The following is a 26,338-nucleotide window of genomic DNA, read 5'->3' on the forward strand; positions in this document are numbered from 1 at the left end:
TTATAGAAAGGATTTTTAATGTCTGAAATACAAGGGCTGTTAGAGTTAGTCAAGCCATGGGGTGCTGGAGCTTTACTCTTTGCGTGTTTTTTCCTCTACCACAAATCTACAACAGAGCATCTAAAAAGCATTATAGATGGAAACTTTAAAGTACTAAATGGGATGTTGGAAAACAACATATATCACACAGCCCTTCTTCAGGAGATTAAAGACCTAATTGTAAATAATACATGGTGTCCGTATGCAAAACATTTTTTAAATAAGGAGCAAGCAAATGGTAAATCCAATAATAATGCAAATTAAGATGCAATTAGAAACAGTAAAAAAAGCCTATAAAGAAGACGAACTAAAGCTTATTAGAGCACTCAATGAGCTTTCTGATTATGTAAATCCTTTCTTTGGTGATGATTTGGATTTATTAAAAGCTGATGAAATTGAGCAAGTCGGTGACGAAATAAAAGCTTTAAAAGAAAAATTAGTTAAAAACCAAATATTGATTAAAAGGTTAAAAACAGAATTAGGAGAGTAATATGGCGAAAAAAGAACAATATTACGTCCTTGCTGAAAAATATTATGTTGAAGAACAAATCCCAGTAACAGGCATTGCCAAAAAGCTAAACATAACTGAAAAGACACTTCATAACTGGAGAAAAGAAGGAGAATGGGACGACAAAAGAACAAAGTTCTTGCGTTCTCAATGTAATTGTTATTCATCCTTGTATGAATTGTTAAACAAACTGATTGCTAAGGTTACAGAAAGCATTGCTAATGACGAAAAGATTGATGGTTCGACTCTTTATTTTATAAAAACATTAATGGATAAACTACCAAAGTTGAAAAAGTTTGAAAATGATTTAATCTTAGACAAGCTCGAAACTTCATCAACAGAAGAGTCAAACGAAGATATTGCTACAAAAGTTGCAGAACTTGTTGACAAAAGACTTATGGGTGGATAATGCAAGCTAAAAGAAAAAAAAATGAAAATTTGCCTGTTGATAGTCTTGAAGAATTAAAAGATTTCTGGCTTCCCTATCAAAAAAGATGGCTATTGGATGATAGTCTTATTAAATTTGTCGAGAAAGGACGTCGTGAAGGTTTTACCTATGTTCAAGCCTATGAAGATGTCAGAGATTGTGTTCAAAAAAGATATTTTAGAAAAGGTCGTCCTCTTAGCGTTTGGTTCACTTCCGCTGACTTAACTGCAGCAAAAGAGTATATTCGATATTGCCAAGAACACGCCGAATTATTTAATGAAGTAGCAAAAGAACTTGGCGAAATTATTATTGATGAAAAGAAAGATATTAAAGCTCTTTGTCTAGAGTTTAAAAATGGCGCAAGAATTTATGCGTTATCTTCAAATCCTACACAGTTTCGTTCAAAAGGTGGTAAAGTTGTCATTGATGAATTTGCATTCCATGATAACCCTCAAGAACTTTGGAAAGCTGCCTTTGCTGCTGCTAAAATCTGGGGATATCCTATTAGGGTTATTTCAACTCATAAAGGTATGCAATCCTTATTTTATAGGCTTATTGAAAAAATCAAAAAAGGTGCTTTAAAATATTCACTTCACACTGTGCCTATACAATTAGCCGTTGCTGAAGGATTAGCAGATAAAATCATTGGACGTAAACTAACTGACGAAGAACGTCAAGCTTGGCTTGATGAATTACGAGAAGATGCAGGAGATGAGGCTACTTGGTTAGAAGAATTTTGTTGTATTCCTGTTGATGAATCTACAGCATTTTTGACATATGAATTAATTGAAAGTTGTATGAGTGATGATGTTTTATTGCCGTTAGACGAAATAAACAGCGAATACTATGTAGGACAAGACGTTGCTCGTAAAAAAGATTTATCCGTAATAGCGGGCGGTGAACGTCCCGCTGATGTCTTATACGTACGACAACTTGTAATAATGGAAAAATTAAAATTTAGAACTCAAAAAGAAATTTTATATAAACACTTGAGTCATAAAACTTTCAGAAGAGCCAATATTGACGCTACTGGCTTAGGAATGAACTTGGCAGAAGATGCCCAGATAGATTATGGTAAAACAAAAGTTGAAGACATTTCTTTTACAAACTCATTGAAAGAAGAACTTGCCTTTAATGTACTAAGAGCTTTTCAAGATAAAGCTATCAGAATTCCTAATGATTCTGCTTTAAAATCAGATTTACATTCTATTAAAAAATTAATTACGGCATCAGGTCACATAAGGTTTGATGCCGATAAATCGGAAACTGACGGTCACGGTGATAGATTTTGGGCTATTGCACTATTACTTAATGCTGCCGTGACAAAATCAGGTGGTAAATTAACCGTAAAATCGGCTTCACCAAGAAGAAATAAAAATCAAAAACTAGAATTTGATTACCAACCATTCAGAAGTCAATTTAAGAGGGGTATTTTTTAAAATCCGATAAATGATACCTAACTGGCACATTAAATTAAAATTAAAGCGATTTAAAGCGTTTTTAAATCGGGTTTCAAATAATATCAGACAGTTGAATTTTAACAAAATAAATTTTTGAGGTAAAAATGAATTTTTTAAACAAATTTAAAAAAGAAAAAACTGAAAAATTTTCAGTTATGAAAAAAAAGCAAATAAACAAATCTTACTATGACGAAATAGTAAAAATTGAAAATGTAGAAGGAATGTATCAGACTTTAAACAAGCTGGCAAATCCTGATGAAGTGTTAAAAAAGACTGGTAAAGGTATCGCTTGTTTAAGAAATATAGAAAACGCAGGGGATGTTGCGACCTGTGTTGATTCAAGAAAAGCTGGCGTTCAGTCTTTAAGTTGGAGACTAAAATATAATGATGATGAAAAATACAAAGAATTTTATGATAATCTTTTTGACAAAATAGACGTTCATACTCTTATATCAGACATCTTAAACGCTCCATTATATGGCTATCAACCTATTGAAGTGGCTTGGAAGTTGGATGAAGAAGGTTATGTTGTTCCTAAAAAAATAACAGCAATGCCTCAAGAATGGTTCTTTTTTAATAGCGAAAGACAGCTATGCTTTAGGCAAAAGGGTTACCCTAACGGTAGAGTTATCTTAGAAGATGAAAAGAAAATGCTTTGTCCTAAGCATAAACCTTCATTTATGAACCCTTATGGCATTTCTATATTAAGCAGATGTTTCTGGGACGTAGCATTTATCAAAGGTGGTATTGAGTTTTGGGTTCGTTTTATGGAAAAATACGGAATGCCATTCTTAATAGGGAAACATCCTGAAAAAGCATCTGAAGATGAGAAAACAGACCTTCTTAATATGCTTGTTCAAATGGTGCAAGATGCTGTTTCCGTTATACCAGAAGACTCCTCTTTGGAAATAAAAGAAGCTGCTGAAAAATCCGCAAGTGCTGATATATATGAAAAGTTTATTTCTTTATGTCAAAAGAATATTCATAAAAATATTTTAGGACAAACGCTCACAACTGATGTTGGAACGGTTGGCAGTTTGGCAGCAGGAAAAGTTCACGCTGATGTTAGAGATGATATTGTTCAATCCGATGTAAAACTTGTTATTGATACGATAAACAAGCTTTTAAAATGGATTCACGAACTTAATTTTAGCGATGGTTTAGCTCCAAAAATTGAAATATACGAAGAAGAAGATTCAATAAAAAAAGATGTTGCTGAACGTGATGAAATCCTTGCAAAACAAGGTGTTAAGTTTACAAAAAATTATTATATTAAAACATACGGCTTCGATGAAGAAGATATTTTGATTTCTGAATCTGAAAAGAAAACGGAAGATTTTTCTGATTTTGAAAAAATAGATGATTTAACAACTAATTTAACGAATACCGATTTATCCAATATCTTGGATAAAGACATAAAAAAAATAGTTGAAGAATTTTCACAAGTCCCCGATCAAGATAAAGCTTTAGAACAATTAGCTGAAATCTATCCCGATTTAGAGTTCCCTGAACTAGAAGAAACTCTTACTAAAAGTATTTTTGTAGCTGATTTACTTGGAAGAATATCAAATGACTAAGGCAAAACAAGATATTGACGTAAAACAAATGTTTGATTTGCCTCCTGAGAAGGCAATATCATACTTGCAAAATAAAGGCTATAAAATCACAAATGATTGGCGAGAACTATGGGAAGATGCACACGCCAAATCCTTTACTATTGCCAAAATGACTAAATTACAAATGTTAAAAGACACAAAAAACACTCTTGAAACTGCATTAAAAGAGGGATGGGGCGAAGCTCAAACAAAACGTGAATTAAAGAATATGTTCAAATCAAAAGGTTGGTGGGGCAAAAAGACAATAATTGATGAGAATGGCGAAGAAAAAGAAATTCAACTCGGTTCAAATTATCGTGTTAATACTATTTACCGCCAAAATATACAAAGTGCTTTTAATGCAGGTCGATATTTAGAACAATTGGAAGATGTTGATTTTGCACCATATTTTCAATATGAAGCAATACTTGACGAACGCACACGCCCAGAGCATAGAGCCTTAAACGATAAAGTTTTTAGATATGATGATCCAATTTGGGCATACATATATCCACCTAATGGCTGGGGTTGCCGTTGTATTGTTAGAAATTTAACAGAAGATGAAGTGAAAAATAAAGGTCTAAAAGTCGAAAAATCCGATGGTAAACTATCCTTCAAAGAAGTGATTATCAACAAAGATACTGGAGATACAAAACCTGTTGCTGTTTTCAAAACAGAGGATATGTCAGGTCGAATCTTAAACTTTCAAACTGATGCTGGGTGGTCTTCTAATGTAGGTAAAGCAGCTTGGAATATCGATGTTCTTGCCTATAATTCCATTAAAGATATGCCTCAGAATATAAAAGACAAGTTTATTTCTGAGATGGCTCAAAATATCCATTCTCAAAAAGTTTATACTAATTTCATTGATAAAATTTTGAAAAACGGGTTAAAAACTCAAGGTATTGAAAAGACTGTAACTTGGCTACAACCAAATGTTTTAGATGCTTTAAACGAGCAAAAAATAACACCGAAAACTCCTGTTGTTGTAATGCAAGATGACAGGGTTGGACACATTGTTGGTGATGTAAAAGTTGCTAAACAAAAGATATCCGAAAATCAACTATATACAATATATGACATTATAAACAATCCTGATGAAATATATTTAGATAAAACAAATGAAAAAAATATGTCACTTCTGTTTGTTAGAACTTTAAATCCCGAAGAAATAACAGACAAACGAGATTGTATAAAAGTTGCTGTAAAACTCAATAAAACAAACAAAAAAGAGCCTGTAAATTACATAGCAACGGCAGGAAGAGTTAATCATATGGCTTTAACTAAAGATAAAAACTACAAAAAAATAGAGTAACTATCGGAGGGACGCCCTTTGTCCCCTCATCGGCGACTATGCACCTGCGTGGCAATAGCGATTTTCCATGCGTCGAATAATTACTCTATCTGATACATTATAACAATTTTAAAATAGCTTTTAAACCCTACAAATAGGTAGTTTTAATAAAACTAAATAAACACAAAAAAGAGCCAGTACAATACAACTATCTGCAAATAGCAGTATTGTCAGAGCAAATACTCTAACTATTATACTCTCAACTTATCTCTTAATATCCAAGTTGCTGACTCGTATTCGATTATACAGTAAAAGAAAGCGGATTGCGAGCAGAGGCTGAAAGGCTTGCGAGGAGCAAGACTGAAACGCCGTTTACTGCGAGCAACCAAGAAAGGATGAACATGACATTATTAATCGACAAACGAGAAACAAAAAAACAAGATAAATATTTGATTAACTGGATCGGAGGCAAAAGACTCCTTAGAAAAGTTATATCCGAATTAATTCCCAATGATATTGGCAGCTATATTGAGCCTTTTGGTGGTGGAGCTTGGGTTCTTTTTTATAAAGAAAAATGGGCTAATTTAGAAGTTTATAATGATTTAGACAATGATTTATTTACTTTATTTACCGTAGTTAAATACCATCCTGAAGAGTTTGCAAAAGAGCTTCAATGGATGTATAACAGCCGTGCTTTATTCCAACATACGTTGGCTTCTAAGCCAGTTACGGACATTCAAAGAGCTGCTAAGTTTTTCTATTTAATTCAACGTTCTTATGGTGCTAAAGGTTCTCATTTTGCAACAGTGAGAAATGGCTTTGCAAGTGGTGGTAAATCGCATTTAAATGTAATAAATAGAATCTGGAGTGCTGCAGATAAAGTTTGCATCGAAAACCTTGATTACTTAGAACTTATAAAAAAATATGATTGTGATAGTGCTTTCTTTTATCTTGACCCTCCTTATGTTCAAGGGGCAGATTATTACAAAACAGTTGAAAAGACTTTCAATCATAAAAAATTAAGAGATTGCCTTGCGAAAATCAAGGGACGTTGGTTGCTTTCTTATGACGATACGCCAGAGATAAGAGAGTTATACAAAAAGTACACAATAATAGAAGTATCAAGACAAAATACTTTGAATAATGCAGTTAAAGGCACATTTAAAGAATTATTGATAAAAAATTACTAATTTAAAGAGGGTTTAAGGTCGTTTTCAAACGGCTTTAAACCCATTTGAAAGGATAGAATGGGTACATCAATAGAAGTATCAATAAACGATAAAGAGATATTAGATTATCTATATAAATATGCTATGCAAGTTAAGAATATGAAGCCTATGTTGCGCAAGATTGCACATATAATTAAAACAGACATAGATGACAATTTCAAAACAGAAGGTAAAAATAACAGCCAAAGCTGGCAAGAATGGTCTTTGCCCTGGGCAAAAATCAGAAAGAAAAAAGGACGTGGCGAAGGTAAAATAATGCAGTTTAACGGCGAATTAAGGACGTCATTTACCAGAAAAGTTACTGATACAGATGCCATCGTAGGAACAAATAAAAAATATGCAGCAATCCATAACTTTGGTGGCCCTGTTAAAACTCGCAACGGTGGAAAGTTCGAAATGCCTAAACGCGAATACGCTAGTTGGTCAGACAGCCTAAAAACAAAAGTTCTAGCAGAAATTGTGTATGAGTTAAAAAAGCTGGATTATAAAGAGTTTATTGATTAAAAAAAGAGGCTCAATGCCTCTTTAAATTTAGATAACTAATTTGTTTTTATCTCATCTTCAAAAAAATAAACCTCTTTGCAAGTCGCATCATAAAAATATCTAACTTCATACTGAACACCATGTTTCGTTATCCAAATAGATTTGATTCGACCTTTTAGTCCATCAAGAGCTAATATTGTTACTTGATCTCCTATTTCAAAATTAAAGTTTTTTTTAATGTTATTCTCTGTCATTATTTTCTCTCTTTCGTAAGTTGGATTATTTGTTGTGCTAAGTTACAAATTCTATCTGGATTAAAAGTTATATCATTCTCTATTTCTGCTGCGATATGTCTGATACTTTCTAGCTTTTCATTAGATTGTTGTAGTTGGGCTTCCATTTGACAGTATTTTTTAAAACTTTCCATTGGCTTATCAATAATTTTATATTTGTCAAGTTTCTTTTCCGCCTCATCAGCCCTTTGTTTTTCTTGTTGCAACTCCTGTTCTTTTTTGGCTAGTTGCTTGTAGTAGCAGTTATAGTTATCTTCGCAATAAAAATATTCGTGCATTCCCATTTTTTCAAGATTTTCAGCTTGACAACTTCTATCAGAAATATCAAAGAAATAACACCCGCTCACATCAATCTCAACTGGTGACGGCTTGTTGTAATTAGAAGCGATTTCTTGTTTAAGGTTATCCTTAATGGTGTTTTGCTTGTGAAATTTTACATAGTAGTTATCAGTTAAAAAGCTATCTATTTCTTTATTTCTAAGTTTTTGGATAATATCTTCATTATCATTAATTAATGCAATTACTTGTCTGCCATTACAGAATGTCTCTTTTTTGGTTATTCGATTAAATACAATATAAATTGCATCGCAAGAAAATATATTGTTCGGATGTATTTCCTTAAAACTTGATGTTTGATTTTCTTCCACAGTTCCTCCTTTTATTTAACTTATTATTTTGTCTTTAGTTCCTTTAACAAACATCTTTCTAAGTGTAGGACATCTTTTTTCCCAACTGGTAAGATTGAAGTTACATCAAACTCTTCTAACTCATAAAGATGGTTTAGCCACATCGATATTTTAGATAAATAACTTTCTCTTAAATATCTTTTATTATTAAAAGTAACTTTGCGGTTTTTGCATTTTAGGCATTCAAAGAATTCAACAACAATGTTATATTCAGGATTGTGATAAAACGCTACTTCTTTGTAATTGTGACAACAAAAAATTTTAAGTGTTTTGCCTTTGAATTTTTCGATTATAGGTTGTCTTTTTGCATTTATGATCTCAAATATAGATTTATTACTCATACAACAATGGCAATATGTGCTACAGTTATCACTATTATTTCTATTTTTGAGGCATTTTACATTGTTATTCATTGAGATAGTCCTATTTTATCCTCTTTAATTTTGCTTTGACTTGTTCTTTAGTAGTATTGTTAAGGATATTAAAGCAATCTTGCATTTCCTTTTCTGTTTTAAATCCCAAGGCGATGTTTTTTCGACCGATAAAGATATACACCATATAAATAGTTTTTTTAGAACTTATACATACAACCGATTTTGAAAATTTTTTGATAGTATTTCGGTCAATATACAACGAATTTATTTTCGTTAATTCTATAAAATCATTCATCCTTACTCTGCCTCGCTTTCAACTTTTTTCTCGCAGACGTAACCCCTTGAATAACATATATAGAATTTGGCTCCACAGCTACATTTTTTACCACATCCACTAATAGACCATTTATACGCTTCAACTTTATTGTTACAAAATGGGCAGTTTAAAATTATTGTACTTCTCCCATGCTCTGAATTACCTTCATACGCTACTATGTCTTTAATTATTTTACTCATCACACGCTCCAAATTCTTCGTTAAGTTCTAAAATTTCTTCAGCTATTTCATCATCAGTTTTGTCTTTTAAATAATCTTTATGATAAGGGCTATCTTTTAAAGCTTTACATCCGACACAAGTATTATGTGTTATAAAAGTATGCACAACGCACTTATCATTGCATTTAATTCCTGAGTTTATATTCTTTATAATTTCGAGTTTGTTCACATAAGCTCCTTTCTTTGGATTAAACTTAAAACAACTTTAATTGACCAAACGAAGCTACTGCATCTGGTTCTTTTTTGTCTCTTTTACAAGAGTTTATGAGTTGTAAAACTTTCCACTCTGTAGCTTTGTCTGTGTCTGTGCCAACTTTTTTCAACGGACAAGCACCATTTACTTTTATTTTTCTGTAGTGTTGGCGCAGCAATTTGTATTCATATTCTTTTTTGTCATATTCGTAGTCTGTTACTTTTGGATCATCGAATTTATAGTAAAGAAATCTATAAAACCAAAGCTGAATTCTGCGTCTTTCGATTTCTTTTTCGATTGATTCGGCAACGATTTGAACATTGTCAATTGATATGTCTTCAAACCTTGTCATAGCTACCCTCTAAATAACAACATTAACACGGCATAAGCTATTCTAGCCGCCATTTTTGAAGAAGTATTTATGACTATCTTACCTTTATTTTTAACAGCTGATGCCTCATTTACATAAGTATTTATACAGTCAACATATGGTTGAACAACTCCATTATTTACAGGTATATTTTCTTCCCAAAATAAAGCATCTTTTACAATAAATTTTATATTCATAGAAGTACCTCTATAACCCTGTAAATTTATCTAAGAAATAACGTTTATAACGTGTTGTAACCTTTTGGATTTTACCAGCAATTTCGACTTTATTTGATTTTTCGATATATTCATCAAATATTTTAATACCATATACATCTCTTAGATCAGCAATTATTCTATAAGGACAATTCAAATAAAAAGGTGGTTGAGTCATTTCTCTTACAGTTATTTCACCTTTGTCTCTTAAATGGTTTAGTACCATAGCCGTTTTAGTTCCATCTTTTGGATTTTTCATTTATCCTCCAATTCTCTCAAATAAACTTATTTGTCCTTCTATTGCAGGAGTAATTTTTGAAGATTCTAAAACAGTTCTAACAGACCGTTCACTCATACGCAATTTTCGGGCAAGTCTTTTTATAGTTTGATTTGAACCATCATATTCTTGTAAAATGATTTTTCGTTCTATTTTTGAAAATCCTTTTAATGGAACATTGATTGTATTTCCAGCGAAAAATGTGAGCAGATTTAAAGCTGCTTCTACTCCACACATATCCGCTATATCTTGAAATACTTCATTTGGCATATCATCTGAAGTTATTTTTTCAATATCAATCTCTATCCCATTTATTATCATAGTTGCTCCATACTTCTTTGATGAATTTATATGACCTCATCAGTTACCGCCTTACGGTAAGACGTGGGGAGGAGGCAAATCAACCCCACGTTTCGGTCTAATCAACTATTGTGCATTTTTGACGACTTACAGCGTCGTATTTTCCTTCTCCAGTTGTGATTATAGCGATTTCTTTATTTATAGGTGGTAAGCTAACCACAACTCCCCTCTTCTCGCCACCAAATACTCTTTCTACAACCTTGTCGCCAAGCTTTAATTTAACTTCTGTCATCATTAAACTTCACTCCCTATATTTGCTAAAGTTACGAAATCAGGCTCAATACTGACTTTATCTTCTCTTTTTATGCCAATACCAGCTTTGGTAAGAAGTGATTCATCGACATCAATTAAAGCCTCCTTATCAAGCTCTTCTTTCACTCTTATGAAATGATCAAGGCTTAATGCTTTAAGTGCCTTTATGGCAGCGTCTATGCTCTTACAAGTTATCTTTTTTGTTAATCTAAAAGAAATAGTACCGAAAGTAAGTTTTTTACTGCGTTTTTTTGCAAATTCGTCCTTGTTCTCTTCTGCGTATAGTTCAATTTCTTTTTCGATATTTTTAATGTCAACGACTAGGCTTCCAGCTTTTTTCTCACATATTTCCTTAACTTTTAGCAACATAAAGTTTTGACGATTTTCAATTTTATTCTTTTTTATTTTAAGTTGTGCTAATGTTTTTAACGCCTCATTAACATCATCCCAACTCTTGTAACTGCTTTGCTTTTTCTTTGCCATTTCTCACTCGAACCTTTCTAGTTATTCATTTTTACTTCAATTAATTTTGAACAGCTTTCAAAACCTTCTTTTAAGCCATTTAGTCTTGAGATTTCTCTGATAGCAGCTTCAACTTCAAATTGATTAGCTTTCATTACTGCTTTTGCACAGGCTTGATTAGCTTTTTTAAGCTCTTCTTCAATATCGTTCATTGAGCATTGAATTAGCCCAATAATCTCAGAAACCTTTATTGCGGTTTCTGCTGTCATTCCTAAGCTTGGAACAAGTTTAATCGTAACTGCTTGTGTCATTTTTGATTCCCTTTCATTGTTTTTAACGCTTTTACTAATTTTTGAATATCTTCTTGTGAAATAAATTTAAAATGTTCCTTGTTGGTTATTCTTTTGATAAAAACTTTTAGTGAAGATTGTCGTTCTGACTCGGTTTCTTTTTTTGAAACGTCCTTCCACATAGCCTCAATCATTCGAAGTTGTTTTGGCGTTGCCATACCTTCTCTATGTCCTAAGTTGTCATATTTGAATTGCTGAAACGCATATTGCTTGGTTGGAATATAAACTCCCATTCTTATAGCGTTACCTTTTAGGTCTTGAATTAAACTGCGAGCATTTTTATCAGTAAGATTTTTTGAAGACTCAACACCATAGATTGATAACATTTCTTGATATGTGTCATAGTCAAGCCCGATAAGTTTTCTCAAATGGCCGATTTGTTGACGTTGTTTTGATGTACTCACTCTAAACTCCTTACACTAACAATAAGCCACGTGCTGACACTATCATCTTTGGATTAAGTTCATCATTAGTGCCTCTTTGCAGGTCTTTTGCTCTTTTTAAAATATTGAATAGAACTCTTGCATTTTTTTGGCTGCAACTTACAAAAGCATCCAAACATTCTTCGTTACAATCAGGGAATATCTGTCTTACTAATGATTCAACATCACCTCTATCTAAAGGATGCAAGCCCCCAACATAGCCAATTCTATTCATCAAATAATTGAATTCTGACCTTAATTTTCTTAAATTTTGGTATAAAGTTTCTGTCCCTACAAATAACAGTCCAAAAGTAGAAGAACAACGGTCGTGTATTTTTCTTAATGAACGGATAACTTCTGTTTTAACGTTCTCCGCCTCATCGACGATTACTAAAAAATTACTATTGTTAAGTCTATTTGTAATTGTTGATGTTAAGTCTTCTGACTTCGTTGTGACTGGTGTTAAGCCTAGTTTCTCAACAAGTTGTTTTAAAACACTTCTAGTTGTAGCTCCTTCATCTGGATCAATAACAATTACACCAGTAAATTCATCAGCAAATTTCTTAATAGCTGTTGATTTTCCTATACCTGAACTACCGTAACAAAGATTGATTTCGCCATTCAATCTGCACATTTTAGCGATTGAAAAAAACCTTGAAGCAACTGATGTTTCTTCAAAATCAAGTGCAACTTTTTCATGATTTTGCGTATTATTGTGTAATACCAAATACTTGTTTAAAGCTTTTTCTAAGTTTTGAATATTGCCATTATAGCGACCTTTTAGGTATAAACTGATTGTTGAACTAGAGTATTCAATTCTGTTCGCTAATGTGACTTGGTCAATACTTCCTGACTCAATTAATTCTTTGACTTTTTGAATAGTTGCTTCACTGGGTTTAGTTTTGTTTGATTCCATAATGCCTCCTTTGATTAATTAAATAGTTGATATTTTTGTTCTGTTTTAGGAATGACCGATACGTTGTTGTATCCAAGAATGTCTTTATCTTTGTATGGATCATCTTCAACAATTACTTTTTTCTCAATTTTTTTGATATTTTCCCAATCTGTTAATTTTTTATTTACACGAGGAAGCAGTTCTTTTGCTGCTCTTAATGTAGCTTTTTCAAGATTTCTTTGTTTTGTTGCAATATGTCTAAAGGATGCCAAGTCATTTGCATCACCTAATAATGAAGCGAATGGGTGAATTTCCTTAATTGCTTCAGCTTTGCAGATATAATCACCTTTTAGCGAATAAACTTTAACTTCGAAAATGTTAGATAATGAATATCTAACGCTAACGCTATCTTTAATACCGTACAATTCTTCATCAAAATAATAATTGCCAAACATTTTGATGCCGTTTCTTCCGACTTTTCTGATTTGACAAGCCATCATTAAGTCATCGAGTTGTTCAATGTCGACACCTTCACCACGCCCCTCGTTAAATACTTCGCCAATAGTTCTTGTTTTATTGACAGGACAAGGTTGAGAGCGATAAAATTCTAACCAAGCATTTATACATTGAGTAGCTTCTTGAATTGTTGGGATATATCCATCATGAATAGCTTTATGAATAATTTCATTTCTCATCATATAAGCAGGTTTATTTTCGATATTATTACCTATATAACTAGGCATCATTGATGCACAAGTCTGTGTAAATTCTCTGAAGAATCTTTCTATTGGTTTGGATTGTCCGTGATAAGGCTTAGTAAATACGGCATTAATCCCCAATCTTCCAAAAAGTCCATAAAAACCGCATTCTTCAAGGTTTGTATCGCCATTAAAAAATTTATTTTTAAAAGAGCGACCATTATCCTGATAAGCAATTTTAGGTATTTTACCAAGTCTTATAATTGAATTTCTTAATGCTGAAGCAACACATTGAGTGTTTTCGTTCAACATAATGTCAAAACCAGCAATATCACGGCTTGCAAAATCTTGGTAACAGACCATTGTTGCACGACAAGGCTTCCCTGTGAATGGGTTTTGAACTTGAAAATCAAGAACATTACCATCAGCAACTAGTACATCACCAACTTCTAATACACTTGAGTCACGAACTATAAATGGAGCGACTTTATCATTTAGTGCTTTTGCACCTTCTCTCATGAATGTCCATACATCATTGTGATTTCTTTTAAAGTTATCTATATACCTTTTATAAGTCGCCAATGAAGCAGTTTGCTCTAATCCTTTTTGTTTTAGTGCATAACCAATAATTCTATAGGCATTGCCAACGCTTAATTTATTCGGTCTAAGCATTAAGTCATTTATTAAAGATTGTTCTTCTTTGCTCAAACAAGTATTGTATTCACGTTCATTTCCGTACTTATAATTAGGAACTAAAGCCATAAAATCATTGTTCGCATCTTTTAATTCTTTTCTCCAACGTTGAAGGGATTTTATTGAGCATTCGCCAATTAATTTATACAAATTACTGCATAAAACTTTGGAATTATATGCGTTTAAAAATTCTTGATCAGCTTCTGTTTTACTGCTTTGCCCACTTCTATATGCCTCCCAATGATTAATTAAATCAACCTTAGCCAAGGCAAGTTTTTTAGCTTTTTCAGGAACTGCCACATTATCTTTTGAAATTTTATTTGCAATAAATGGTACTATATTCGTGGATGAAGAAAAGAGGGTGTTTTTGTCTAGTTTTTGCGCAGTATCATTTACACCCTCATTGATTGGGTAATCTAAAAGAACGGGAGTATTGTGAGAAGATTTTGTTAAACCTTTACTCCCGAGTGATGAGTCATCAACTTGAGTTGATTGAATGTCTATCTTTTTTAATATTTTTTCTTGAATTTCAGGTTCGACTGAAGATAACAATATTTCATACTGCTTACCACCTCTGCAACGTGTTTTTTCGGCTGAATATCTAAATACATACTTATTGTTTTCACAGCCTTTTCTAACAGCTCTCGCTGTTACTCCTTTAGCCTCAGCGACCTGTTCAACTTTAACGTATATTAATTTGTTATCTATACTGTTTTTCATAAGCCTCTTTTAAACAAAATAGATAAGGCTTATAATAAAGCCGACTTCTAGGAGTCGGCTTCATCTTGTTGTAACAACCATTTAAGAGTTTTACTGATTAAAATAATAAAGAACCTTGAAAAAAATGCCATCCAAAAACATACAACTGCAAAAACAAACCAATGTTTTTCAAAATGCATAAAATCCAACCGTCCCGGGAATATCATAACCAGTATCATTCCGATTGTAACAGCCACTAAGTAAGACATAAATCCTCCAAATCCGATTTTAAAACCAAATAATGAACTAATATCCATATCTTATCCTCATGTTTTAATGAAATTTTACAATCATTATAACACGCGGAAAGCCTTTTCTATTAAGTTTTTAACGTACAATGCTTTGCTGCTCTTTCTCAGCTGTCAATAAATTTTTAAAGAATTTATAAAACTCCAATTCTTAAATTTCTAAGTACATAATCTGCAGCTTCTTTAATCTTTCCTCTGTTCTTAGAGTTCTTTGCTATTTTTGCCACATTTTGTGCAAGTTTATAAATTTGCTCTGAATCTATTTCATAATCGTAAAATACTGAATTCAATTCATTTATAACCCCTATTTCAAAATCAAAATTCTTTCTACGCATAAAGTTTCTCCAATCCAATATTGTCTTGAAGCCATTCCTCAACACGTGCAATAGTGGATTTTCCACTAATAGCTCTACAAACAGCAGTTTGTGACATCCCTAGTTCATTAGCTATTAAAACTTGAGACAAACCACGTTTCTTAAGTTCGAATTGAATATAAGCAACTTGGTTAAGTTTCTTAACTTTTCGAGTTTTTTTAGTAGATTGTTTATTGTTTTTTTTCTTAATATATGGTGTCATGTTCATGCATTTCCCTTGTGGATTTGTCTAAACAATTAACTTTGTTAGCTATTTTGGTTATTGAAACGAAGTTAATTAATTAACTTACACATAATAACACATAATGAGTAACTATGTCAACTCGTTATGAGTAAGCAAGAATTGGAAAACATTGGAAACTATAGGTCAACGTTTAAAGTATTTTAGGAAAGAATTAAGATTAACTGCTGAAGAAATGGCAGATTCTCTTGGTTTGAAATTAAGGACATATGGCGGATATGAAAGAGATGAAAGAGAACCCTCAGTCGATACATATAAAAACTTATCAACAATTCATAATTTAAATATAACTTGGCTGATTACTGGGAAAGAAAATACTTACTCAAATCGAGTAAGTAGATTGGGCGATTGTATTCCCATTAAAATAAGAGGTAATATAAAAGCATCAATGGGTTCTGGCTTAATAATTTCTGACGAAAACCCAACTGGCGTTTATTATATAAGTAATCAACTTGTTAAAGATTTAAACTTAAATCAAAATACAACAGAAATGATATTTGCTGAAGGAAATTCAATGGAAGGGACTATTCAGGCAGGTTCAGCTATTATTATCGACTTAAGCAATAGAGAGATACATGATGGGAAAATATATTGTGTACGTATTGATGGACAGCTATATGCAAAAAGACTTCAAAAAATTCCGCCAAACAAAATAAAAATAATATCGGATAATAAGGATTATGATCCTTTTTATGTTGACCTTTCTCAAGATATAAATTTTGATTTTGAAGTAATAGGCAAAGTAAAATGGTGGGCTACAGTTGCAAAATAAAGGAGCTTCAAATGGAAAATACTGAAGACAAAGAAAAAAATCGAACTTATAACTTGGGATGCCTTTTAATAGGTATTCCATTACTAATTATTTTATTCTTTCTTTTATCCTATCAACCAAAACCTCTAACAAAAGAGGAAATAAATCAAATAAATAAAGAAAAACTACAATCAATAAATAAGTTTGAAACCCTAATAAAGCAAGCTGGTAATTCTTGCGATAACGCTTATGTTATAAGTTTAAAATCAATAAAAAATGGTGATTATGTAACTGCCTATGATAAGCTGAATAATACTCACTATAGTTGTTTAGCAGCACAAAACGAAATATCTAAAATTAAAATACCAGATATAGATTCAAATTACCAAGATATTTTAAAAGAATCAAAAAACGATTTTGCGATATCTTATGCATCTAAAGCCAATGCTTGCAAAGCCTATAAAAAAGCTATTGATAAAAACTCCATAGATGCAGTAAACAGTGCAAGCGAAAAAAGTACTTTGGCTACTGAATTTAGAACTAGAGGAATTGACAAAATTAAAAACGTAAAAAACGATATCGAATCAAAACTAAAATAGCATAGTTCCTTAATGGTTCCTTAATGGTTCCTTAATGGTTCCTTAATCTGTACTTAGTGTCCACCAATCATCAAGTTTAGACTGCATTTTAAATTTACTATTTGAATTTTTAAATTTTATTTAAAGCCGTCATTTCAAAGGTTTACAGGTTTTTATTTTAATATTTAAACAGTTTTTAAACCCAATTTAAAGATAGTTTAAATAAAAGTATTAAAAAAATACCACTCTTTAAAGTGCCAATAACACTATATCTCCGACCATTATTGATTTTATAGGCATTTTTTGGAGTAAATGAAATGGTAAAAAAATGGTATTTTCTGTAAAAAATCTCAAACTTAAAAAAGCGCCCTTATCGAGCGCCTCTTTTGAATTTGCGGGACGTCCTGCTATATCTCAAAGTCCCTGATTAAATACATTCGTCTTTTTATTAGAATTTTTAATTTTTATATTGTTAATTTAGTAATCAAGATTTACTTGTGAGAACAATACAATTTTGTTTTTTCCACGTTTTTTTGCATTATACAAAGCATGTTCAGCATATCTGATTAATGTATTTGCGTTTTCGTCAACATTTTCCAAGAATGGGAAAGAAGAAATTCCGCCGGAAATAGTTATAGGGTGTCTTTCTTCTTCGCCTGCAGGGATAAATTCCATTTTTTCGATTTCTCTTCTGAATCTTTCAGCAAATATGAAAGCGTTTTCTTCAGTGGTGTTTGGGAGAATGATGATAAATTCTTCATCGCCGTATCTGGTTAAAATATCTTCTTTTCTTATGAAACCTGAAAGCATTTCAGAAATCTTCTTCAATAAAACATCACCCCAGTCATAGCCGTACATGTCATTTACAACCTTAAAGAAGTCGATATCTAAAAGTAGGCAAGATAATTTTGTTTCATATCTTCTGGCACGTGAAATTTCTGCTTCAAGACGTTCGTGAAGGAAGCGTCTGTTGTGCAAGCCTGTAAGTTCATCTGTTGTAGAAACCAAATTAATAGTTTCTTTCAAATCTTTTATTTTCATTAAATTTTTAATTCTGAGGTTCAATTCAGCTTGAGAGACAGGTTTTATAGCATAGTCATAAGCTTCACCTCTAACAGTGATATCAGAGTATATTTTATCTGCGATAATCAATGTTGGAACAGGGAAACGAGTAACCATAGCTACATCTTTAATTTTTTGTTCAGGCAAATCAAGAATTAGTAAATACGGATTGTATTTATCAACATCTTTCAATTCTGAAATGTTTTTTACACGAACATCAATCTCATCAAAAGATTTAAGCATTTCTTCATAATCAGAAGAATTTTTGTCCGTAAAAATAATTGCATTTTTCATTTATTTATCCTTATTACATACTTTCAATTTTATGAGTATATTTCACAATAGATTATACAACATTCTTTCACTTTTTGACAAATTTTTCAAAAAGTTACACAATTTTTTTTTTGTTTAAGTTTATAAAGTAGTGTAAATGCATTAGACCATATGCATGCATATGTTGTATAATAATAAAAAAGTTGGGCATGGGGGATCTGTTTTGCCAAGACCTGTTTATACACAAAGAGCTAGTTATACGAATGTATATACGCCAAAAAGGAAGACTATAACTCCTGTTGTAAAACCTGTTAAGTTCAATAAACAGAAGCAGCAGCGGAAAGTTAATCCTATTCAAACGTTTGTTTTGATAGCGTTTGCTACTTTTATGTTTATGTTTGTTTTCCCTTTTACTTATTATAATTTTACAAGACATTTTCTATTCGGACCTCAAAATCAGGCTATAAATGTTGATTATCAAAAGCTTTATTTGCCTACCACCAATTATTTATATAATGATACTTTTTTGAATGTTAATTTGTTAAAGGGTGCAGAGCTCAAAAAACCTGCGATGCAGACTTTTTACGAAGCAGGCGAGATGCAGGTTTTAAAAGCTAAATTGCAAGCCTTGATGAAATTGTACCCAAATGTTCACCCGTCGGTTTTTGTTTGGGATTTTGAAACAGGTAAATATGTAGATATTGGTGCCAATGAAACTTATCCTGCGGCGAGTATTATAAAAATCCCTGTTTTGCTTGAATTGTTCCGTTCTGTTGAACAAGGACAAGTCGATTTGACTGACAATATGATTCTTACAGAGTATTACCGCTCAGGTGGCTCAGGTTCTTTGCAATTTGCCAGACATGGAAATGTCTATGATTTGGATTCTCTCGCCAGAGTTATGATTCAAGATTCTGATAATACTGCGACAAATATGATTATGTCACAGTTAGGAGGAAAAATTGATATTAACAGGGCTATACGGGAGTGGGGCTTGAGCCATACGCATGTTGCAAATTGGCTTCCTGATTTAGAAGGTGGAAATTATACTTCTGCAAAAGATATCGGCCTAATGCTTTATAATATCGACAATTCTTCTTTCTTGTCGCTCAAGTCAAGAGAGCATATTGTTGATTATATGAGCCATGTTAAGAATAACAGATTGTTACAAGCCGGATTGCCCTCAGATGCCATTTTGATGCATAAGACAGGTGATATCGGTAAAATGCTTGGTGATGCAGGTATTGTTTGGACACCTCAAGGTAGAAAATATATTGTCGTAATCTTGGCAAAGAGACCTTACAATCATCCAAATGGCAAAGATTTTATAGTTAAAGCTTCTTCTTTGATATATTCAAGCATTAATTCAGCAAATTTTTAGATTAGAACAATAATTTTATACATAAAAAAAGGAAAGTGCCATTCTTTCCTTTTTATTTAATTCGTTATTAACATCTTTAATTATATGCACATGCCTGCATTTTCAAAGAAGCCTCTATGTGCAGTTTTTGCTTTTTCTTCTACTATTAACAAATTATTATATATATAAGAAACTTCATTTATCAAAGAATTGAGTTCTTCATCAATAATATTGTCATCTTTTTCCGGTTCAACTTGTTGTGTCAAAATAGATTGTTTTGTGTAATATCTTGATATAAGACTCATATACAGCTCCTTGTTTTCTCTATGTATATATAAAGTATATACATGGTATTGAATTGACAATGTTTAGAAAAAAGTTTACAGATATTTACAAAAAAAATAAGCAAATATAAATCTTGAGAAATTTTTTGATATATAATTATTCTAGGAGCGGAATTATATATTGAAAAGTTCGAAACTAACACTGTTAATATTCATCGGTTTGGTGCTGGGAACCTTGGTTGGGTGGCTTACACCTTCATTGGGGCTAAAGATGCAACCGTTGGCAACAGTCTTTTTGAATATGATAAAAATGATTATTGCTCCATTGCTATTTGCCGTGTTGGTAACAGGGATTGCCGGACATGGTAATGTTAAATCATTAGGACGCCTAGGGCTAAAGACTATTGTCTATTTTGAGGTTGTTACAACTGTGGCTTTAGTGTTGGGGCTTACTGTGGGACATATTTTTCAACCCGGGGTTGGGTTTGACCACAATATTTCTAATCACCTTATGGATACAGCGTCTTCGTTGGTTGCTGTTAACGCAAAAATGTCTTTATCTGATACTTTTATTCATATTTTTCCGACGAGTATTGTTCAGGCTATGGCTGAGGGGAATTTGCTTCAAATTGTTGTATTTGCGGTGTTTTTTGCTTTAGCGATTTGTGCTGTAGGACAAAAGGCTAAACCGGTTTTGGATTTTTTGACATCAGTTTCCGATATAATGTTCAAGTTTACTGAATTTGTTATGTTCTTTGCACCAATAGGTGTTTTTGGTGCTATCGCCCATACGATTGCCCAAAACGGAATCGGTATCATGGTAAATTATGCAAAAATAATCTTTGCCTTGTATTTTGCTTTGATTTTATTTGTGGGAATCGTTTTGTTTGCAGCTTGTAAAATTGTTAAGATTTCATTCAGAGCCTTGATTAAAGCAATTAGGGAGCCTGCTTTGATTACATTTTCTACAGCAACGTCTGAGGCTGCATTGCCAAAGGCTATGAGGATAATGGAAGATTTCGGTGTTCCTAAAAATATTGTCGGATTCGTTATGCCTACAGGATATACGTTTAATCTTGACGGAACCACTTTATACTTAGCTTTAGCGGTTTTGTTTTCAACTCAAATTGTCGGTATAAATTTGTCACTTGAACAACAAATTATTTTGATGATAGCATTGATGCTTACAAGTAAAGGTGTAGCAGGAGTGCCTAGAGCGGGATTGGTCGTTTTGGCAGGTACGTTGCACAGTTTTGGGTATCCGTTGATTGGTGTTGCGATATTGCTTGGGATTGACCAGTTGCTTGATATGGGTAGAACTACAGTTAATTTAATCGGAAATTGCGTTGCAACTGTTGTTATTGCTCGATGGGAAAATGAATTTAATTATTCTAAAATGAAAGATTTTGTCAACGGAATGTCAGAAAATAAATTAGTTAAGGATATTCCTTCTTCAATTTATCCTAATAATATTCCAATTGAAGAACATTCAGATGTTGGCTATATGGATTTTAAATAATCTTTTGGTTATATCCTTGCGTCTATTATGAGAGTTATTCCTCTATGTTTATATTTACTAGAGGTGAATTCATGAAAAACATTGTATTTTTTGATGCTAAAGATTATGAAGTTGATTATTTCAATAAATCGCTTGGTGATAAATTTAATTTGGTATATGAAAAGTTTGCATTGCTGCCTACAACTTTTATTCCGAGAGAAGCTTTGGATTCTCCCATAATATCTGTGTTTACAACTTCCAGATTAAGTGAAAAAGTTTTATCTCAATTCGGAAATCTTAATTTGATTGCGACGAGGTCAGTTGGCGTAAGTCATATAGATTTAAGATATTGTAAAAATCATAATATAACAGTTGTTAATACTCCTCATTATGGCGATTATACTGTTGCCGAGTTTGCTTTTGGGTTGTTAGTGGATTTGGTCAGAAAAATAAATCTAGCTCAAATTGCATTGAAAGCTGGGGATATAAGTCAAAATTTCTTGGGGGTAGAGTTGTTTGGCAAAACCGTTGGAGTTATAGGTACAGGAGGGATTGGTTCAAAATCAATAAAAATGGCTAACGGGTTCAGCATGAACGTTCTGGCGTATGATATAGCTCCTAATCAAGAGTTGGAATCACGTGAAAATTTCAAATATGTGGATTTAGATACTTTAATTAGGGCAAGCGATATTATTATGCTATTTGCTCCTGCAACTGTTGATAATTACCATCTATTGAATGTGAGTCAGTTTTCAAAAATGAAAAACGGTGTGTATATTATAAATACAGCTCGAGGAGAGTTAATTGATACACAGGCTTTATATAATTCTTTACTTTCAGGGAAAGTTGCTGGAGCTGCGTTAGATGTTTTAGAGTGTGAAGAAGCATTGCAAAGTGATTGTGATTTTTTCCAAAATTCAGAATGTGTAGATTTGAATTGTTTGAAGAAAACATTGATAAATCACAAGCTCTTGTCGCTTTCTAATGTTATAGTAACGCCACATATTGCCTATGATACAAAGGCTGCAACAGATAGAATTTTGGAGATAACAGCAAATAATATTATTGCTTTTAATGACAATAGGAATGTTGAGAATATTGTTGAGTAGTTTCCAAATCTTTATAAGAAGTTTTTTGCCAATTTTGAGCATTGATTTTTTCAATGATTGTAGGGGATTGGGTCAATAAAAATTCACCGTGATTAAATGGCTTTTCAATAAACTCGTTTTCGGCATAATAAGTTGGGTGGATTAAAATCTCAGCAATGCAGTTTTTAGCTTTAATCGCTTTAAGTCCGTATATTATTGCGTTTTCGTCCATATAACCGGTGTATGTAACCCCGATTAAATAGTCATTGGCGACCAAGTTGTATTGTTTTAATGTTTGTTTGTTAATTATAGAAAAAGAGTTAAGCAGCATATTTTTAATTATATTTAAAGGATATTTTTTAGATAAATGTTTTTTTAAGTCAGGTATGATGTAAGGTTTTTCAAATTGAGTTCTTATATTTTTGATTTCATACTCATTAGCCAGTTTTGTCGTTAAGCGAAACATATTTGGAATTGCGTGAGTATGCACGTGAGAGTTGATGTGGTCAACATTTAATTGAGATTTTATTTTTTCAATTTGAGCCCTTAATTCGCTTTCAACTTGTTGCATATATTTTTCGTTGTAAGACATTTTAATCATTTTTCCGTATGAATTATTAAAAATGCCGTTCGGGTCTGTTAGGAGAGGGCAATCGGTTAAAGATTTACCTTCAATAATGTTCAAATGAATTCCTAAGCCGATGTTTGGAATTTCGTTTTTAACTATTTCTACAGCATTTTCAAAGGCGTCTCCGTTTGCAAGGATACAAGTGCTAGAGAGCACGCCTGCTTGAAATCCTTTTTTTATTCCTTGATTAAAAGCCGTGGAGTATCCGAAGTCATCTGAGTTAAAAATAAGTTTTTTCATTTGCATAAATTGTCCATATCAACTATTATTTATATTGATATTCTAACATGATTTATATAAGGTTGGTTAAGTAATGCAAAATCCAAAGCTCGCTCTTGTTATTCCTTGTTACAACGAAGAGGAAGTAATAGAAACAACAGTTAAAAGATTGCTAGAGGTAATGGAAACATTATCAGGTGAGTCTTGTATAAGTGCTGAAAGCTTTGTCTATCTTGTAAATGATGGCAGTAAAGATGCGACTTGGAATATTATACAAAAATTGCATTCGGCTTATCCTGATAAAGTTAAGGCTATAAATTTTACGAGAAATTTTGGCAATCAACGGGCGATATTAGCCGGATTGCTTGAAGTGAAAAAGCATGGAATTGACTGTTGTATTACGCTTGATGCTGATTTGCAACAAGATGAAAATAAGATAAAGGACTTTGTTGAAAAATATAAAGGTGGGGCACAAATTGTTTGTGGTATCCGTAATGACCGAAAAACTGATGGTTTTATGAAAAAACATACAGCTCAAGCTTTTTACAAAATAATGAATATGCTCGGTGTTAAAATAAAGCCAAATCACTCCGATTTTAGGCTTACAAGTAGTCAGGTGCTTGATATATTAGGTGATTATAGAGAAGTTAATCTGTTTTTAAGAGGTATATTCTACGAATTCGGCTACAAGACAGAATACGTTTATTTCGATGTGAAACCAAGATTTGCAGGTACTTCTAAATATTCAGCGTGGGATTTATTCTCTTTGGCAGCGAAAGGAATAACTTCATTTAGCGTTGTTCCTTTAAGGATGGTTACATTTGTCGGTTTTATTATATCTTTATTCAGTTTTATTCTTTGTTTAAGCGTTGTATATGAAAAACTATCAAGTTCATATACGCTTCCGGGGTGGTCAACAATTGTTGCTGCTATTACGTTTATCGGAGGTATTCAAATTTTGAGTATAGGGATAATCGGCGAGTATTTGGGGCAACTTTTTCAAGAGGTTAAAGCTCGTCCAAGATATATTATAGAAACCGAATTGTCTTAGTTTGTTTTCTCCTCGTTGTCTTCAATCCATACATAGGTTTTATTCAATGAGTTGAAGAAAGGGTTATTTGGAAACTCGGGGCAAATCGGATTGTCGACGACCCTGTTTACTTTGTTGATTTTCATTTTGATAAGTTTTATAAACGGCAATAATTTCATAATTCACTTCCACACTATTTCCTCATATGTCTATTATTTCATCTTTTGCTCAAAAAAAAATGCACATTCATCTAATCTATGTATTAGAAAAAAGAACTATTTTTGATATAATTAAACTTATGGACAAGCGTGTTTTAATTGTTGATGATAGTGCAAGCTGGAGAGCGTTTAATTCTTCGGCTGTAAGGCAGATATTGCAAGATGATTTTGTGATAACGACTGCTGATACTGCAAAAGAGGCAGTAAGGATAATAAATGAAAATATCAAAGAACCGTTTCATTTGGTGATTACTGATTTGCAAATGGAATTGGGGTATGAGCCTTTTACTGCGGGAGAATGGCTTGTTAAGAATATACAAAATATCCCCCAATATGCTTGCACCAAAGTGATAATAATATCAGCAATGTATAATATAGGTTCAATAGCTGCAAAGTTGGGTGTCGAGTATGTTCGAAAAAGTGTTATGTCTGCTGATATATTGCCTTTGAAGCTAATGCTAGATGCTCAATTTAAAGGATAATATCAATAAATTGTCGTGTTTCTTTTCACGATTAAATATTAAGTCGTGCATGTAATATTTTGTTTATAAATATTTTACAAATAAGTGTTTGTGGTACAATTGACTTGTATAGGCACAAGGAAACTATGTCAAATCTGGATTTAATAATTAAACTGGTTGAAACTGACTCGACTAACAAATATGGATTATCGCACTTCGATAACCTTTCTGATAAACAGGTTATTGTCGCAGATACACAAACTTCAGGGCGAGGTAGGTTTGATAGAAGATGGGTGGCTGACGGCACCTCAAATGTATATATGTCTATTATCCTTAAACCTGATTCTCCTGATTATCCTTTTGCAAATCTTACTCAGTATTTGGCATTGTCGTTAGTTAAAACTTTGAAACGACATTATGATGTTGATTCTTCTTTGAAATGGCCTAATGACGTGCTTGTTGATGGGGCTAAAATAGCTGGCATTTTGTGCGAAGCAGCATCTTCTCAAAATAAAATAAAAGGATTGGTTCTTGGTATTGGCGTAAATTTGAATATGAAAAAACAAACGCTTGAAAATATCGACCAATGTGCAACTTCATTAAATCTTTTGCTTAACAAAACTATAAATAGAGATGTATTTTTAAAACAATTATTAGATGAATTTGCTTCTCAATACGATGAGTTCGTAAGCAAAGGCTTTCGCTTTATAAAACAAGAATATATTGAATATTGTACTTTTTTGAATAAGAAAATTTCAATTAAACAATCTACAGCAAATGCTGAAAATAAAACAAATTATACTGCATTGAGCATCAATGACGATGGCTCTTTGCATGTTTTGGACCAAAATAACAACGAATGTGACATAATAACAGGAGATATGACATGCTAAAGGAAGGCTTAGTCCTTATGTGTACCGGAATGGGTACAGTTTTTATGTTCTTAGTCCTAATGATTTTTACAATGATGGGAATGGAACATGTGGTCAAATGGCTAAATAAAATAATGCCTGAGGAAGTTGAAGAAATAAAACCCAAAAAGAACGCACTAGGTGCTAAAACTCAAGAAATAGCTGTGGCTATTGCTGCTGTTAAGGCTTTAAGATAGTAATTTACACGAAATAATAAAGGTATAA

The 26,338-nt window shown here is 32.4% G+C and carries 39 protein-coding genes; 17 read left to right on the forward strand and 22 right to left on the reverse strand.

Annotation, left to right across the window (positions count from 1 at the left end):
• Nucleotides 1-18: 18 nt before the first annotated feature.
• The 8 genes from PHV37_01810 to PHV37_01845 all read left to right on the forward strand — a co-directional run bounded on the left by PHV37_01810 (nt 19) and on the right by PHV37_01845 (nt 7,056).
• Complete coding sequence (locus PHV37_01810) at nt 19-303, forward strand: hypothetical protein (GenBank protein MDD3236817.1); 285 nt, start codon at nt 19-21, stop codon at nt 301-303.
• Entirely contained in the window at nt 275-529 is a 255-nt protein-coding gene (locus PHV37_01815; protein MDD3236818.1) for a hypothetical protein, read from the forward strand. The genes PHV37_01810 and PHV37_01815 overlap by 29 nt, the downstream gene beginning before the upstream one ends.
• A 1-nt stretch (nt 530) precedes the next feature.
• Nucleotides 531-956: a hypothetical protein gene (locus PHV37_01820; protein ID MDD3236819.1), complete on the forward strand. Its 426-nt coding sequence runs from the start codon at nt 531-533 to the stop codon at nt 954-956.
• The gene (locus tag PHV37_01825) at nt 956-2,413 is read left to right on the forward strand and encodes a terminase family protein (GenBank protein ID MDD3236820.1); all 1,458 of its coding nucleotides are present in this window, start codon (nt 956-958) and stop codon (nt 2,411-2,413) included. The genes PHV37_01820 and PHV37_01825 overlap by 1 nt, the downstream gene beginning before the upstream one ends.
• Nucleotides 2,414-2,538: 125 nt before the next feature.
• Nucleotides 2,539-4,011, forward strand: a complete 1,473-nt coding sequence (locus PHV37_01830; protein MDD3236821.1) for a DUF935 family protein — start codon at nt 2,539-2,541, stop codon at nt 4,009-4,011.
• Nucleotides 4,004-5,344 (forward strand): phage minor head protein, encoded by a 1,341-nt coding sequence (locus PHV37_01835; protein ID MDD3236822.1) that lies wholly within the window; start codon nt 4,004-4,006, stop codon nt 5,342-5,344. The genes PHV37_01830 and PHV37_01835 overlap by 8 nt, the downstream gene beginning before the upstream one ends.
• 380 nt (nt 5,345-5,724) lie before the next feature.
• Nucleotides 5,725-6,513: a DNA adenine methylase gene (locus tag PHV37_01840; GenBank protein ID MDD3236823.1), complete on the forward strand. Its 789-nt coding sequence runs from the start codon at nt 5,725-5,727 to the stop codon at nt 6,511-6,513.
• A gap of 57 nt (nt 6,514-6,570) precedes the next feature.
• Nucleotides 6,571-7,056 (forward strand): phage virion morphogenesis protein, encoded by a 486-nt coding sequence (locus tag PHV37_01845; protein ID MDD3236824.1) that lies wholly within the window; start codon nt 6,571-6,573, stop codon nt 7,054-7,056.
• Between the two features lie 35 nt (nt 7,057-7,091).
• Here the strand turns inward: PHV37_01845 and PHV37_01850 are convergent, their stop codons facing one another.
• From PHV37_01850 to PHV37_01935, 18 genes are all read right to left on the reverse strand, one after another.
• Nucleotides 7,092-7,289, reverse strand: a complete 198-nt coding sequence (locus tag PHV37_01850; protein ID MDD3236825.1) for a hypothetical protein — start codon at nt 7,287-7,289, stop codon at nt 7,092-7,094.
• A complete protein-coding gene (locus tag PHV37_01855) occupies nt 7,289-7,975 on the reverse strand; it encodes a hypothetical protein (protein ID MDD3236826.1) in 687 nt (228 codons plus the stop codon). The genes PHV37_01850 and PHV37_01855 overlap by 1 nt, the downstream gene beginning before the upstream one ends.
• A gap of 23 nt (nt 7,976-7,998) precedes the next feature.
• Nucleotides 7,999-8,355, reverse strand: a complete 357-nt coding sequence (locus PHV37_01860; protein ID MDD3236827.1) for a hypothetical protein — start codon at nt 8,353-8,355, stop codon at nt 7,999-8,001.
• A 330-nt stretch (nt 8,356-8,685) separates the two neighbouring features.
• Complete coding sequence (locus PHV37_01865; GenBank protein ID MDD3236828.1) at nt 8,686-8,904, reverse strand: hypothetical protein; 219 nt, start codon at nt 8,902-8,904, stop codon at nt 8,686-8,688.
• Nucleotides 8,897-9,112, reverse strand: a complete 216-nt coding sequence (locus PHV37_01870) for a hypothetical protein (GenBank protein ID MDD3236829.1) — start codon at nt 9,110-9,112, stop codon at nt 8,897-8,899. The genes PHV37_01865 and PHV37_01870 overlap by 8 nt, the downstream gene beginning before the upstream one ends.
• A gap of 25 nt (nt 9,113-9,137) precedes the next feature.
• Nucleotides 9,138-9,488, reverse strand: coding sequence for a hypothetical protein (locus PHV37_01875; GenBank protein MDD3236830.1), 351 nt, complete (start codon nt 9,486-9,488; stop codon nt 9,138-9,140).
• A gap of 2 nt (nt 9,489-9,490) precedes the next feature.
• Complete coding sequence (locus PHV37_01880; GenBank protein MDD3236831.1) at nt 9,491-9,703, reverse strand: hypothetical protein; 213 nt, start codon at nt 9,701-9,703, stop codon at nt 9,491-9,493.
• A gap of 10 nt (nt 9,704-9,713) precedes the next feature.
• The gene (locus tag PHV37_01885) at nt 9,714-9,980 is read right to left on the reverse strand and encodes a hypothetical protein (GenBank protein MDD3236832.1); all 267 of its coding nucleotides are present in this window, start codon (nt 9,978-9,980) and stop codon (nt 9,714-9,716) included.
• A complete protein-coding gene (locus tag PHV37_01890; GenBank protein ID MDD3236833.1) occupies nt 9,981-10,319 on the reverse strand; it encodes a Mor transcription activator family protein in 339 nt (112 codons plus the stop codon).
• 97 nt (nt 10,320-10,416) lie between these two features.
• Nucleotides 10,417-10,593 (reverse strand): hypothetical protein, encoded by a 177-nt coding sequence (locus PHV37_01895; GenBank protein ID MDD3236834.1) that lies wholly within the window; start codon nt 10,591-10,593, stop codon nt 10,417-10,419.
• Nucleotides 10,593-11,093 carry a host-nuclease inhibitor Gam family protein gene (locus PHV37_01900; protein MDD3236835.1) on the reverse strand — a complete coding sequence of 167 codons (501 nt, stop codon included), beginning with the start codon at nt 11,091-11,093 and terminating at the stop codon, nt 10,593-10,595. Before PHV37_01900 ends, PHV37_01895 begins: the two co-directional genes overlap by 1 nt.
• Before the next feature lie 17 nt (nt 11,094-11,110).
• Nucleotides 11,111-11,383, reverse strand: a complete 273-nt coding sequence (locus PHV37_01905; GenBank protein ID MDD3236836.1) for a hypothetical protein — start codon at nt 11,381-11,383, stop codon at nt 11,111-11,113.
• Nucleotides 11,380-11,826 carry a regulatory protein GemA gene (locus PHV37_01910; protein ID MDD3236837.1) on the reverse strand — a complete coding sequence of 149 codons (447 nt, stop codon included), beginning with the start codon at nt 11,824-11,826 and terminating at the stop codon, nt 11,380-11,382. The genes PHV37_01905 and PHV37_01910 overlap by 4 nt, the downstream gene beginning before the upstream one ends.
• Nucleotides 11,827-11,836: 10 nt before the next feature.
• Nucleotides 11,837-12,760 (reverse strand): AAA family ATPase, encoded by a 924-nt coding sequence (locus PHV37_01915; GenBank protein ID MDD3236838.1) that lies wholly within the window; start codon nt 12,758-12,760, stop codon nt 11,837-11,839.
• 14 nt (nt 12,761-12,774) lie between these two features.
• Entirely contained in the window at nt 12,775-14,850 is a 2,076-nt protein-coding gene (locus tag PHV37_01920) for a transposase (GenBank protein ID MDD3236839.1), read from the reverse strand.
• A gap of 47 nt (nt 14,851-14,897) precedes the next feature.
• Nucleotides 14,898-15,146: a hypothetical protein gene (locus tag PHV37_01925; protein MDD3236840.1), complete on the reverse strand. Its 249-nt coding sequence runs from the start codon at nt 15,144-15,146 to the stop codon at nt 14,898-14,900.
• Between the two features lie 125 nt (nt 15,147-15,271).
• A complete protein-coding gene (locus tag PHV37_01930; protein MDD3236841.1) occupies nt 15,272-15,472 on the reverse strand; it encodes a hypothetical protein in 201 nt (66 codons plus the stop codon).
• The gene (locus PHV37_01935) at nt 15,465-15,719 is read right to left on the reverse strand and encodes a hypothetical protein (protein MDD3236842.1); all 255 of its coding nucleotides are present in this window, start codon (nt 15,717-15,719) and stop codon (nt 15,465-15,467) included. Before PHV37_01935 ends, PHV37_01930 begins: the two co-directional genes overlap by 8 nt.
• A 145-nt stretch (nt 15,720-15,864) precedes the next feature.
• On the opposite strand from PHV37_01935, the gene PHV37_01940 reads away from it, so the two are divergent.
• Nucleotides 15,865-16,524 (forward strand): LexA family transcriptional regulator, encoded by a 660-nt coding sequence (locus tag PHV37_01940; protein MDD3236843.1) that lies wholly within the window; start codon nt 15,865-15,867, stop codon nt 16,522-16,524.
• An 11-nt stretch (nt 16,525-16,535) separates the two neighbouring features.
• Nucleotides 16,536-17,102, forward strand: a complete 567-nt coding sequence (locus tag PHV37_01945; protein ID MDD3236844.1) for a hypothetical protein — start codon at nt 16,536-16,538, stop codon at nt 17,100-17,102.
• Between the two features lie 456 nt (nt 17,103-17,558).
• Here PHV37_01945 and PHV37_01950 read toward each other — a convergent pair whose 3' ends face one another.
• Complete coding sequence (locus PHV37_01950) at nt 17,559-18,437, reverse strand: GGDEF domain-containing protein (protein ID MDD3236845.1); 879 nt, start codon at nt 18,435-18,437, stop codon at nt 17,559-17,561.
• 202 nt (nt 18,438-18,639) lie between these two features.
• Here PHV37_01950 and PHV37_01955 point away from each other — a divergent pair, with 202 nt between their 5' ends.
• A complete protein-coding gene (locus PHV37_01955) occupies nt 18,640-19,797 on the forward strand; it encodes a class A beta-lactamase-related serine hydrolase (GenBank protein ID MDD3236846.1) in 1,158 nt (385 codons plus the stop codon).
• 80 nt (nt 19,798-19,877) lie between these two features.
• On the opposite strand, the gene PHV37_01960 is transcribed toward PHV37_01955, so the two are convergent.
• The gene (locus tag PHV37_01960; GenBank protein ID MDD3236847.1) at nt 19,878-20,081 is read right to left on the reverse strand and encodes a hypothetical protein; all 204 of its coding nucleotides are present in this window, start codon (nt 20,079-20,081) and stop codon (nt 19,878-19,880) included.
• Between the two features lie 160 nt (nt 20,082-20,241).
• Between PHV37_01960 and PHV37_01965 the strand changes: the two genes are divergently transcribed.
• Nucleotides 20,242-21,579 (forward strand): cation:dicarboxylase symporter family transporter, encoded by a 1,338-nt coding sequence (locus tag PHV37_01965; protein ID MDD3236848.1) that lies wholly within the window; start codon nt 20,242-20,244, stop codon nt 21,577-21,579.
• A gap of 71 nt (nt 21,580-21,650) precedes the next feature.
• Nucleotides 21,651-22,667 (forward strand): NAD(P)-dependent oxidoreductase, encoded by a 1,017-nt coding sequence (locus tag PHV37_01970; GenBank protein MDD3236849.1) that lies wholly within the window; start codon nt 21,651-21,653, stop codon nt 22,665-22,667.
• Here the strand turns inward: PHV37_01970 and PHV37_01975 are convergent.
• Complete coding sequence (locus PHV37_01975) at nt 22,630-23,514, reverse strand: ChbG/HpnK family deacetylase (GenBank protein ID MDD3236850.1); 885 nt, start codon at nt 23,512-23,514, stop codon at nt 22,630-22,632. The genes PHV37_01970 and PHV37_01975 overlap by 38 nt on opposite strands.
• Nucleotides 23,515-23,587: 73 nt before the next feature.
• Between PHV37_01975 and PHV37_01980 the strand changes: the two genes are divergently transcribed.
• The gene (locus PHV37_01980) at nt 23,588-24,544 is read left to right on the forward strand and encodes a glycosyltransferase family 2 protein (GenBank protein MDD3236851.1); all 957 of its coding nucleotides are present in this window, start codon (nt 23,588-23,590) and stop codon (nt 24,542-24,544) included.
• Here the strand turns inward: PHV37_01980 and PHV37_01985 are convergent.
• Nucleotides 24,541-24,702 (reverse strand): hypothetical protein, encoded by a 162-nt coding sequence (locus PHV37_01985; GenBank protein MDD3236852.1) that lies wholly within the window; start codon nt 24,700-24,702, stop codon nt 24,541-24,543. The two genes, PHV37_01980 and PHV37_01985, sit on opposite strands and share 4 nt — an antisense overlap.
• 119 nt (nt 24,703-24,821) lie before the next feature.
• Between PHV37_01985 and PHV37_01990 the strand changes: the two genes are divergently transcribed.
• The 3 genes from PHV37_01990 (at nt 24,822) to PHV37_02000 (ending at nt 26,310) form a co-directional block, all read left to right on the forward strand.
• Nucleotides 24,822-25,223 carry a response regulator gene (locus PHV37_01990; GenBank protein ID MDD3236853.1) on the forward strand — a complete coding sequence of 134 codons (402 nt, stop codon included), beginning with the start codon at nt 24,822-24,824 and terminating at the stop codon, nt 25,221-25,223.
• Nucleotides 25,224-25,348: 125 nt separating this feature from the next.
• Nucleotides 25,349-26,095 (forward strand): biotin--[acetyl-CoA-carboxylase] ligase, encoded by a 747-nt coding sequence (locus tag PHV37_01995; protein MDD3236854.1) that lies wholly within the window; start codon nt 25,349-25,351, stop codon nt 26,093-26,095.
• The gene (locus PHV37_02000) at nt 26,089-26,310 is read left to right on the forward strand and encodes an OadG family protein (GenBank protein ID MDD3236855.1); all 222 of its coding nucleotides are present in this window, start codon (nt 26,089-26,091) and stop codon (nt 26,308-26,310) included. Before PHV37_01995 ends, PHV37_02000 begins: the two co-directional genes overlap by 7 nt.
• Nucleotides 26,311-26,338 lie beyond the last annotated feature (28 nt).

This window comes from Candidatus Gastranaerophilales bacterium (assembly GCA_028693235.1).
Classification (GTDB): Bacteria; Cyanobacteriota; Vampirovibrionia; order Gastranaerophilales; family Gastranaerophilaceae; genus JAQUVW01.